Raw genomic sequence first — 350 nt, forward strand, 5'->3', positions numbered from 1 at the left:
GTCCGGCCCGCAGAGCTGCTCGGACTCGACGAGATCCGCCCGGACACCGACGCGGGCCTCGTCGTCGACACCCTGACCACCGCGATCCGCGGCGCCGAGCGGGAGCGGACGACCCTGCACGGCGACCAGCGCCGCGACGAACGCGCGCTCGCCGCGCTCGGCGACGGCGGCCTGCTGCCCGACCCGACGGAGATCGAGGACCTCCTCGCGGCGCTGGAGGCCGCCGGGATCACCGCCTGGTCCGGCCGTCGCTACCTGGCGAAGCTGCCCGCCCCCGACCGGGAGACCGTGCTGGCGCGGCTACCGCACCTGGCGGGCGGGGTGCTGCTCAACGACGCGCGCGACGCCGA

General features: G+C 77.1%; 1 protein-coding gene. It reads left to right on the top strand.

The genetic code is table 11. From position 1 onward, the window contains the following. On the top strand, nt 1-350 hold a 350-nt coding region (locus GTW08_RS08720), incomplete at both ends, for a hypothetical protein (RefSeq protein WP_161151749.1).

The organism is Pseudonocardia sp. SID8383, assembly GCF_009864975.1.
Lineage (GTDB): Bacteria > Actinomycetota > Actinomycetes > Mycobacteriales > Pseudonocardiaceae > Pseudonocardia > Pseudonocardia alni.